Source organism: Pseudomonas shirazensis, assembly GCF_050496565.1.
GTDB lineage: Bacteria > Pseudomonadota > Gammaproteobacteria > Pseudomonadales > Pseudomonadaceae > Aquipseudomonas > Aquipseudomonas shirazensis_A.
This window is the reverse complement of record NZ_JBNWAE010000001.1, coordinates 854,947-865,111: the sequence shown is the minus strand read 5'-3', so window position 1 is coordinate 865,111 and position 10,165 is coordinate 854,947. Positions and strand designations below refer to the sequence as shown.

At 60.0% G+C, this 10,165-nt stretch carries 10 protein-coding genes; 8 read left to right on the top strand and 2 right to left on the bottom strand.

Features of this window, described 5'->3' with window-relative positions; all coding sequences use genetic code 11:
* Window positions 1-75: 75 nt before the first annotated feature.
* Together ACQZ2L_RS03930 and ACQZ2L_RS03925 are read right to left on the bottom strand one after the other, a co-directional pair.
* Window positions 76-1,296: a CaiB/BaiF CoA transferase family protein gene (locus tag ACQZ2L_RS03930; protein ID WP_430324731.1), complete on the bottom strand. Its 1,221-nt coding sequence runs from the start codon at window positions 1,294-1,296 to the stop codon at window positions 76-78.
* Window positions 1,297-1,311: 15 nt separating this feature from the next.
* Window positions 1,312-2,493 (bottom strand): acyl-CoA dehydrogenase, encoded by a 1,182-nt coding sequence (locus ACQZ2L_RS03925; RefSeq protein WP_101322669.1) that lies wholly within the window; start codon window positions 2,491-2,493, stop codon window positions 1,312-1,314.
* Between the two features lie 165 nt (window positions 2,494-2,658).
* Between ACQZ2L_RS03925 and ACQZ2L_RS03920 the strand changes: the two genes are divergently transcribed.
* The 8 genes from ACQZ2L_RS03920 to ACQZ2L_RS03885 all read left to right on the top strand — a co-directional run bounded on the left by ACQZ2L_RS03920 (window position 2,659) and on the right by ACQZ2L_RS03885 (window position 10,158).
* Window positions 2,659-3,576: a LysR family transcriptional regulator gene (locus ACQZ2L_RS03920; RefSeq protein ID WP_430324730.1), complete on the top strand. Its 918-nt coding sequence runs from the start codon at window positions 2,659-2,661 to the stop codon at window positions 3,574-3,576.
* A gap of 425 nt (window positions 3,577-4,001) precedes the next feature.
* On the top strand, window positions 4,002-5,123 hold the full coding sequence (locus ACQZ2L_RS03915; RefSeq protein WP_430324729.1) for a Re/Si-specific NAD(P)(+) transhydrogenase subunit alpha: 1,122 nt from the start codon (window positions 4,002-4,004) through the stop codon (window positions 5,121-5,123).
* Window positions 5,124-5,134: 11 nt separating this feature from the next.
* Window positions 5,135-5,449 carry an NAD(P) transhydrogenase subunit alpha gene (locus tag ACQZ2L_RS03910; RefSeq protein WP_101322672.1) on the top strand — a complete coding sequence of 105 codons (315 nt, stop codon included), beginning with the start codon at window positions 5,135-5,137 and terminating at the stop codon, window positions 5,447-5,449.
* A gap of 2 nt (window positions 5,450-5,451) precedes the next feature.
* Window positions 5,452-6,888 (top strand): NAD(P)(+) transhydrogenase (Re/Si-specific) subunit beta, encoded by a 1,437-nt coding sequence (locus ACQZ2L_RS03905; RefSeq protein WP_101322673.1) that lies wholly within the window; start codon window positions 5,452-5,454, stop codon window positions 6,886-6,888.
* A gap of 179 nt (window positions 6,889-7,067) precedes the next feature.
* The gene (locus tag ACQZ2L_RS03900; protein ID WP_430324728.1) at window positions 7,068-8,561 is read left to right on the top strand and encodes an acetyl-CoA hydrolase/transferase family protein; all 1,494 of its coding nucleotides are present in this window, start codon (window positions 7,068-7,070) and stop codon (window positions 8,559-8,561) included.
* A 396-nt stretch (window positions 8,562-8,957) separates the two neighbouring features.
* Window positions 8,958-9,170 carry a DUF1127 domain-containing protein gene (locus tag ACQZ2L_RS03895; RefSeq protein ID WP_101322675.1) on the top strand — a complete coding sequence of 71 codons (213 nt, stop codon included), beginning with the start codon at window positions 8,958-8,960 and terminating at the stop codon, window positions 9,168-9,170.
* Window positions 9,171-9,461: 291 nt separating this feature from the next.
* Window positions 9,462-9,779, top strand: a complete 318-nt coding sequence (locus tag ACQZ2L_RS03890; protein WP_101322676.1) for a DUF2388 domain-containing protein — start codon at window positions 9,462-9,464, stop codon at window positions 9,777-9,779.
* 85 nt (window positions 9,780-9,864) lie between these two features.
* Window positions 9,865-10,158 (top strand): DUF2388 domain-containing protein, encoded by a 294-nt coding sequence (locus ACQZ2L_RS03885; protein ID WP_430324727.1) that lies wholly within the window; start codon window positions 9,865-9,867, stop codon window positions 10,156-10,158.
* Window positions 10,159-10,165 lie beyond the last annotated feature (7 nt).

Sequence of the window (10,165 nt, the reverse complement as noted above, 5' to 3'; positions counted from 1 at the left end):
CTAATTCAACACGCTGCAATATTCCTGTAACAGAGGTGATGAACAGCACTCGCCACCTATAGAAGCATGAACGTCTTAAAGGACGCCCGCCGCGCGCAGCTGCAGCATTGCCTGTTCATCCAACCCAAGCAGCTCGCTCAGCACAGCCTCGGTGTGCTCGCCTAATAAAGGCGGCGCCTGGCGATACTCCACCGGCGTCTCGGACAGCCGAATCGGGCTAGCCACCTGCGGCACGCTGCCTGCCAGAGGATGCGGGATACTCAGCGCCAGCCCCCGGGCCAGCACCTGCGGATCCTGGAACATCTGCGCCAGGTCATTGATCGGCCCACAGGGCACGCCGGCCAGCTCCAACTGCGCCACCCATTCGGCCGTTGTCTTGAACACCGTGGCCTGACGAATCAGCGGAATCAACTCAGCGCGATTGGTAACGCGCTGCTTGTTGGTGGCAAAGCGTGGATCATCCGCCCACTGCGGCTGACCAGCCACCTCGGCGAACTTGCGGAACTGCCCGTCATTGCCCACGGTGAGAATGAAATCGCCATCGGCGGTAGGAAAGTCCTGATACGGCACTATATTAGGGTGCGCATTACCCAGGCGCCGCGGTGCAGTGCCGGTAGTGAGGTAATTCATCGCCTGATTGGCCAGACAGGCAACCTGCACATCCAGCAGCGCCATATCTATATGCTGGCCGACGCCAGCCTGATCGCGATGGGCGAGGGCGGCCAGAATCGCTACCGTGGAGTACAACCCGGTAAGGATATCCGTCAGCGCTACGCCAACCTTGACCGGCCCCGCACCCGCTTCACCTTCAGGCCGGCCGGTCAGGCTCATCAGCCCGCCCAGCCCCTGAATCATGAAATCGTAGCCAGCACGCTTGGCATAGGGCCCGGTTTGGCCAAAGCCTGTGATCGAGCAATAGATAAGCCTGGGGTTGACCACCTTCAAGCTTGCGTAGTCCAGGCCATAGGCCGCCAGCCCACCGACCTTGAAGTTCTCGATAACGATATCCGACCGAGCCGCCAGCTCACGCACCAGGCGCTGCCCCTCCGGCTGGGTGAAGTCGATGGTCACCGAACGCTTGTTGCGATTGGCCGACAGGTAATACGCCGCCTCGCTGGTGTTCTCGCCATAGGCGTCCTTGAGGAAGGGCGGCCCCCAGGCGCGAGTATCGTCACCCGCACCTGGCCGCTCGACCTTGATCACGTCGGCGCCCAGGTCAGCGAGGATCTGCCCGGACCAGGGCCCGGCCAGTACACGCGAAAGGTCCAGCACCCGCAGATGGGAAAGCGCACCCATGGCCCGGCTCCTCTATTAATAGAACGCCTGGATACCGGTCTGGGCGCGGCCGAGAATCAGCGCATGGATGTCATGGGTGCCTTCATAGGTGTTGACCACCTCAAGGTTGACCAAGTGACGCGCCACGCCGAACTCATCGGAAATGCCATTGCCGCCGAGCATGTCCCTGGCCAGTCGCGCGACCTCCAGGGCCTTGCCGCAAGAGTTACGCTTCATGATCGATGTGATCTCGACGGCTGCGGTGCCTTCATCCTTCATCCGCCCAAGGCGCAGGCAGCCTTGCAGGCCCAGGGTGATTTCAGTCTGCATGTCAGCCAGCTTCTTCTGGATCAGCTGATTGGCTGCCAGCGGGCGGCCAAATTGCTGGCGATCGAGGGTGTACTGGCGTGCGGTGTGCCAGCAGCTTTCGGCAGCGCCCAACGCGCCCCAGGAGATGCCATAGCGGGCCGAGTTGAGGCAGGTGAACGGGCCCTTCAGGCCGCGCACCTCAGGGAAGATGTTTTCTTCAGGGACAAACACGCTGTCCATGACGATCTCGCCGGTAATCGAGGCGCGCAGGCCAACCTTGCCGTGGATCGCCGGCGCACTCAGGCCTTTCCAACCCTTTTCCAGGATAAAACCACGGATATCACCGGCGTCATCCTTGGCCCAGACCACGAATACATCAGCGATCGGGCTGTTGGTGATCCACATCTTGCTGCCGCTCAGGCTGTAACCGCCCTCGACCTTGCGCGCACGGGTGATCATCGCCCCCGGATCAGAACCATGGTTAGGCTCGGTCAGGCCAAAGCAGCCGATCCATTCACCACTGGATAACTTGGGCAGGTATTTCTGCTTCTGCGCTTCGCTGCCAAATTCGTTGATCGGTACCATCACCAGTGACGACTGCACACTCATCATCGACCTGTAGCCGGAATCGATGCGCTCGACCTCGCGGGCAATCAAGCCATAGCACACGTAGTTCAAGCCGCTGCCACCGTACTGCTCGGGAATGGTCGCACCAAGCAGGCCGACTTCACCCATTTCACGGAAGATCTTCGGGTCGGTCTGCTCATGGCGGAACGCCTCGACCACGCGCGGCGCCAGCTTGTCCTGGGCAAACTGATAAGCGCTGTCACGGACCATGCGCTCCTCTTCAGTGAGCTGCTGATCGAGCAGCAACGGGTCGATCCAGTTGAAGCTAGCTTTACCGGCCATGGACGTAATCCTCGAATAGGGGGCAGGGCAGTAGGGTCATGGAATGATCCTAGGCCCGATCATCAGCCACCACAAACGAGTATTACGCACCTACTAGTGACATTTCCTCACTCCGTATATCTTCAGCATTCGTAATTGCTGCACATATAAGTGAGGTTGACGTACATGCGGCGCAAGATTCCCAGCACCACCGCCCTGATCTGCTTCGAGGCCGCAGCTCGCCACGAGAGCTACACCAAGGCCGCCCTTGAGCTGGCCCTGACCCAAGGCGCCGTGTGTCGCCAGATCGCTGCGCTGGAGGCGTTTCTCAACGTCGAGCTGTTTCGCCGCTCCAGGCGCGGGGTGCAATTGACCGAAGCCGGCTTGTCTTACAGCCGCCAGGTGAGCACCCAGCTGGATGCTGTCGAGCGCGACACTTTGTCGGTGATGCGTCAGCAGGGCGCGAATGTGATCGAGCTGGCGGTGGTCCCAACCTTCGGCACTCAATGGTTGCTGCCGAGGTTGAAGGACTTTCAACAGCGTCATCCCGAGGTAACCGTCAACCTGACCAACCGCACCCGGCCATTCCTGTTCGCCGACACCGCATTCGACGCAGCGATCTATTTCGGCGATGGCGACTGGTCAGGTACCGAGTCGCACCGGCTGATGAGCGAGAATCCATTGCCGGTCTGCAGCCCCTCACTGCTGCAGGGCCAGCCGGAGCTGAGCGCTAAACAAATCTCCGAGCTGCCGCTGCTGCAGCAGACCACCAGACCCTATGCCTGGCGGCAATGGTTCAGCAGCCTGGAACTGAACATCGAGCGCGACATGACCGGTCCGCGCTATGAGCTGTTTTCGATGCTGGCCCAGGCAGCCATGCATGACATGGGCGTCGCCCTGATTCCCCCATTCCTGATTCAACAAGAGCTGCAGCAGGGCAGGTTGGTAGTCGCTAACAGGCATGCGCTGTCCAGCACCAAGGCCTACTATCTGATGATTCCTGAGCGCAAGGTTGCCTCTGCTTCACTGCGTGCGTTCCGGGACTGGCTGGCAGAACAGGCCCGTATTTACGTGGAGGCGCATCAAACACAGCGAACAAGCTGACCCTGTAGTCAAATATTTTAAACACCTACAGATATACTGTTATGTCGCATATTTGAAAACTGTAATGCTGGCTGCCGAAATTGCTATAAACCCAGTAAGGACGGGGCTTTCAGCGTCTTTTACGACCTCCAGCATGCTAACTGCGAAATCACCAAAAAATAATTCGATTTATCGCCTAATCTGCCAATAGCCCGTACTAGAGCGTCCAAAACTGGTTACTTGCGACATACGGTCACAGGGTGACTTGTAGTTATGCATCGGTATCACTCCAGAATCGGTTGATGGCCGCTGCGTTCCTCTGCAAAATGCTCCGCCCGCCCGGGATTCGGCGGGTTCGAGCCTTATGGCTGCGTCGCTGGCGTTGCGGTATTGACCGTGCGCCTGCTGGCTTAAATAACGATAAGAAGGTCCGCAGGAGAAAAGTCGTGCACATTGGTGTTCCTCTCGAGACGCAGACGGGCGAAACGCGGGTCGCTGCGACCCCCGATACCCTCAAGAAGCTGGTTGGCCAAGGCCATCAGGTCACCGTCCAACGGGGGGCCGGGCTTAACGCCAGCATTCCGGACAGTGCCTATGAAGCCGCAGGCGCCACCCTTGGCAGCGCTGCCGATGCCTTCGGCGCGCAACTGGTGCTCAAGGTCGTTGCGCCGTCTGATCAGGAGCTGACCCTGATCAAGCGCGGCAGCCTGCTGGTAGGCATGCTCAACCCCTTCAACAGCGAACTGATCGGCAAGATGGCCGAATGCGGGATCACCGCCTTCGCCCTCGAAGCAGCGCCGCGTACTTCGCGGGCGCAGAGCCTCGATGTGCTGTCGTCGCAGGCCAACATTGCCGGTTACAAGGCGGTGCTGTTGGCGGCCCATCACTACCCACGCTTCATGCCGATGCTGATGACCGCGGCTGGTACGGTGAAAGCCGCGCGGGTGTTGATCCTGGGTGCCGGTGTCGCCGGCCTGCAGGCAATCGCTACCGCCAAGCGTCTGGGCGCGGTGATCGAGGCGTCGGACGTACGTCCGGCAGTCAAGGAGCAGATCGAATCGCTCGGCGCCAAGTTTCTCGATGTGCCGTTCGAAACCGATGAAGAGCGCGAGTGCGCTCAAGGCGTCGGCGGCTATGCGCGACCAATGCCGGCCAGCTGGATGCAGCGTCAGGCGCAAGCCGTGCACGAACGCGCCAGGCAGGCCGACATCGTCATCACCACCGCATTGATCCCGGGCCGCAAGGCACCCACCCTGCTCAGCGCCGAAACCGTAGCGCAGATGAAGCCCGGCTCGGTGGTCATCGACCTGGCTGCAGCGCAGGGCGGCAACTGCCCGCTGACCGTGGCTGATCAGGTGGTGCTGGAGCACGGCGTGACCATCGTCGGCCCGACCAACCTGCCTGCCCAGGTCGCGGCCGATGCCTCGGCGCTGTATGCGCGCAACCTGCTGGACTTCATGAAGCTGCTGTTCGACAAGGACGGTGCGCTGGTGATCAACCTCGAAGATGACATTGTTGCTGCGTGCCTGATGTGCCGCGACGGCAATGTCATCCGCAACAACGGTTAAGGAGCACAGCTATGGAAGACATGTTGATTTCCCACGGCATCTACAACCTGATCATCTTCGTGCTGGCCATCTACATCGGTTATCACGTGGTCTGGAACGTGACCCCGGCACTGCACACACCGCTGATGGCGGTGACCAACGCGATCTCGGCGATCGTTATCGTCGGCGCCATGCTCGCTGCTGCACTGACCGTGACCCCTGCAGGCAAGATCATGGGCACCCTGGCCGTGGCCCTGGCCGCGGTCAACGTCTTTGGTGGCTTCCTGGTCACCCGGCGCATGCTCGAGATGTTCAAGAAGAAAACCAAGAACGAGGCGCAGAAGTAAGCATGAGCATGAATCTGGTAACGCTTCTCTACCTCGTCGCTTCGGTCTGCTTCATTCAGGCATTGAAGGGCTTGTCACACCCGACCACATCACGCCGCGGCAACCTGTTCGGCATGATCGGTATGGGTATCGCCATGCTCACCACGGTGGGCCTCATCTACAAGCTCGGTGCCGAGCTGGCCACTGCCGGTATCGGCTACGTGCTGCTGGGCCTGCTGATCGGCGGCACTGCCGGCTCGATCATGGCCAAGCGCGTCGAGATGACCAAGATGCCCGAGCTGGTCGCCTTCATGCACAGCATGATCGGCCTGGCGGCGGTGTTCATCGCCATCACCGCCGTGCTCGAGCCGCAGTCGATGGGCATTGTGGCTGCGATCACTGATCCGATCCCGACCGGCAACCGCCTGGAGCTGTTCCTCGGCGCTGCCATCGGTGCGGTGACGTTCTCCGGCTCGGTAATCGCCTTCGGCAAGCTTTCGGGCAAGTACAAGTTCCGCCTGTTTCAGGGTGCACCGGTACAGTTCGCCGGCCAGCACAAACTCAACCTCATTCTGGGCCTTACTACTATTGCCCTCGGCCTGCTGTTCACCTTCACCGGCCACTACAGCGCATTCACCCTGATGCTGATTCTGGCGTTCATCATGGGCGTGCTGATCATCATCCCAATCGGCGGTGCCGACATGCCGGTGGTGGTGTCGATGCTCAACAGCTACTCGGGCTGGGCTGCGGCCGGCATCGGCTTCTCGCTGAACAACTCGATGCTGATCATTGCCGGTTCGCTGGTAGGTTCGAGCGGTGCGATCCTCTCGTACATCATGTGCAAGGCGATGAACCGTTCGTTCTTCAACGTCATCCTTGGCGGCTTTGGCGGTGCTACTGACAGCGGCGCAGCAGCCGGCAGCCAGGAGCAACGCCCGGTCAAATCCGGTTCGGCTGATGACGCGACGTTCTTGCTGAGCAATGCCGACACCGTGATCATCGTGCCCGGCTACGGCCTGGCGGTGGCCCGTGCGCAACATGCGCTCAAAGAGTTGACCGAGAAACTTATCCACAACGGCGTGACCGTCAAATATGCGATTCACCCGGTGGCAGGGCGCATGCCTGGGCACATGAACGTGCTCCTGGCCGAAGCCGAAGTGCCTTACGACCAGGTGTTCGAGATGGAAGACATCAACGCCGAGTTCGGCCAGGCCGATGTGGTGCTGGTGCTGGGCGCCAACGACGTGGTCAACCCGGCGGCGAAAAACGATCCCAAGTCGCCCATCGCTGGCATGCCGATCCTTGAGGCGTACAAAGCCAAGACCGTCATCGTCAATAAACGCTCGATGGCCAGCGGCTACGCCGGCCTCGACAACGAGCTGTTCTATCTGGACAAGACCATGATGGTGTTCGGCGATGCCAAGAAGGTCATCGAAGATATGGTCAAAGCCGTCGACTAAGCCGCTGCTATATAGATAGTCAAAAACCCCCGGCGCTGTATTACCGGGGGTTTTTGCATTTGCCTGATCCAGATCAACGGCGCTGCGCCGAGGCCGCTCATACGACCATGGTCGCGGGACGGAGCAGGGCGAAATCACTAGACTGCGCATCTAGCTTGAGTAGCCTGAGATAACAATCCATGTACCGTGATCGTATCCGCTTGTCCTCCCTGCACAGCAAGGTAATGAGTGCGGCCGATGCCGCTGCCCTGATCGAGGACGGCATGACCGTCGGCATGAGCGGCTTTACCCGCGCCGGCGAAGCCAAGGCAGTACCGCACGCACTTGCCGAACGCGCGAAAACCTCGCCGCTGAAAATCACGCTGATGACCGGCGCCAGCCTGGGCAACGACCTCGACAAGCAGCTGACCGAAGCCGGCGTACTCGCCCGGCGCATGCCGTTCCAGGTCGACAGCACACTGCGCAAGGCGATCAACCAGGGCATGGTGATGTTCATCGACCAGCACCTGTCGGAAACCGTCGAGCAGCTGCGTAACAAGCAGCTGCCGCTGCCGGACATTGCCGTCATCGAAGCAGTTGCCATCACCGAGCAGGGCCACATCGTGCCGACAACCTCGGTGGGCAACTCGGCCAGCTTCGCCATTTTCGCCAAACGGGTGATCGTCGAGATCAACCTGTCGCACAACCCCAACCTCGAGGGTTTGCATGACATCTATATCCCAAGCTACCGGCCGACCCGCACACCGATCCCGCTGACCAAGGTCGACGACCGCATCGGCAGCCCGGCGATCGCCATCGATCCGGCCAAGATCGTCGGCATCGTCATCAGCAATCAGCCCGACTCGCCGTCTACCGTGCTGGCCCCGGATGACGAAACCCAGGGCATCGCCAACCACCTGATCAACTTCCTCAAGAGTGAAGTCGAAGCAGGGCGCATGACCAACAAGCTGGGCCCACTGCAGGCCGGCATCGGCAACATCGCCAACGCGGTCATGTGCGGCCTGATCGACTCGCCGTTCGAAGACCTGACCATGTATTCCGAAGTGCTTCAGGATTCGACCTTCGACCTGATCGACGCCGGCAAGCTGAGCTTTGCCTCAGGCAGCTCGATCACCCTGTCGAGCCGGCGTAATGCCGATGTGTTCGGCAACCTCGAGCGCTACAAGGACAAACTGGTGCTGCGCCCGCAGGAGATCTCCAACCACCCTGAAGTGGTGCGGCGCCTGGGCATCATCGGCATCAACACAGCGCTCGAATTCGACATTTATGGCAACGTCAACTCGACCCACGTCTGCGGCACACGGATGATGAACGGCATTGGTGGCTCGGGGGACTTCGCCCGTAACGCGCACCTGGCGATATTTGTCACCAAGTCGATCGCCAAAGCGGGCGCGATCTCCAGCGTGGTACCGATGGTCAGCCACGTCGACCATACCGAGCACGACGTCGACATCCTCGTCACCGAGCAGGGCCTGGCTGACTTGCGTGGCCTGGCCCCGCGCGAGCGGGCTCGAGTGATCATCGACAACTGTGTTCATCCCGATTACCGAGCGGCGCTGAACGACTACTTCGAGCGTGCCTGCCAGCGCGGCGGGCACACGCCGCACGTCCTGCGCGAAGCGCTGAGCTGGCATGAAAACCTGGAAGAAACCGGGCGCATGCTGGTCGGCTGACTGCAGATGAATAGGCTGGTTTGACCTCCTACGAAGCCGCGTCGCGTACTTTTTGCCTCAGGCAGAAGGTGCTCGACGCGGCTTTGTGCTGCCTGAATGCCTGGCAAACAAATCCACCAAAACAGTTTGAGCGCTTCACTCCAGTTAAACTGTACTACTGTACCGGTAAATACGCGCGCAATCGCCAAGCCAAGCAGTCGTCGCAGCCATAAACGCACCATAATAATGCACACCAGTACAGTTGCGCTAATTAACGGTGCAACAGTCGTGTTACGCAGTTAACTGAACCCGCTCAATACAAGTGAACTGTACCTACTGTTATGGACACAAGAGGAGGATCATTGGCATCAGTTAAATCACTACCTAATGCCGCCACAAGCGGAAGGAAGACATATCATGGAACGCACCCTCAGTTCCGGTCTGGTTTTTGAAAGCAACAGCCAATCCAACACTTCGCTGCCTCTGCGCGCTCTGTCCACTCTGCTCCTGTGGCAGCGTCGCATCGCCAGCCGCCGTCAACTTGCTCGCCTGGATGGTCGCCTTCTGGCTGACGCCGGCATCAGCGAGTCGCAGCGTTACGAAGAGCTGAGCAAGCCGTTCTGGCGCTAAGCTCCGGCTTGCCGGCCCAGGCCGGCACCGAGAATTCCTGAAACCCGTCACAGGCAACTGTGACGGGTTTTTTGTTTTACGGCTGATACGTGGCTCCATATCGAGCCAACCAGTACAATTTACGACCTTAATAAATATACCGGTACAGTTCACCCGTATGCTGCGTCACATCCGGAAACAGCAACGCGTGATACGCTTGCTTTAACGGCCGGGGAAATAAAGTACCGTTACAGGCCGAGTGAGCGTCCGATAACCACAAGCACACCGCCCTTATCTGCAGGAGTCATCGCCATGTCCCGTAACCACTTGCTGGGCGCCGCCCTGTTGCTGACCCTGACTGGTACAGCCAACGCCACCAGCTTCATCGTCACCACCGATGCCGTAGTCGGCGCCGTTGCTGCCACGACCGATGCCACCTCCGATGTGACCTCGTCGTTCCGTGACGACAAGATCGTCAAGGCTGCACGCGACGACGCCGCCAGCTTTGTCGGCAGCGAAGGTGTGATTCGCGGCGCCAAGCTGGAAAGCGCGTTCCGCCACATCCGCCAGCAGGCGCCAACCCTGCAGGCCAGCGATGCACAACTGGCACAGGCGATTCTCGCCCTGTAACCCCCTGCGGCACCCCCGGATGCACTGGCTCTGCGCCGTGTATTCGGGTTAGCCTTCGCCCTCCGAGTTCAAGCCTGCCAAGCCCATGCGTTATCTCTCGCCATTGCTGATTGCCCTCGCCGGCATGGGCAGCGCCCATGCCATGGACGTCTCGACCCAGAGCCTGGTTGTCAGTGGCTACGTCACCAGCAAGGTGACCAGCGCACCGTTCGATCGTAAGCTGATGGTTCAGGCTCGTGATGACGCCGCAGCCTTTGTTGCCACCGACGGTGTGATCCGGGGTGTACGTCTACAGGCGGCACTGCACACCTTGCGTCATCGCCCTGGCTATCAATCTGCTGACGACCTTGAACTGGCAGAAGCAATTCTCGTCCAATGATTCAATT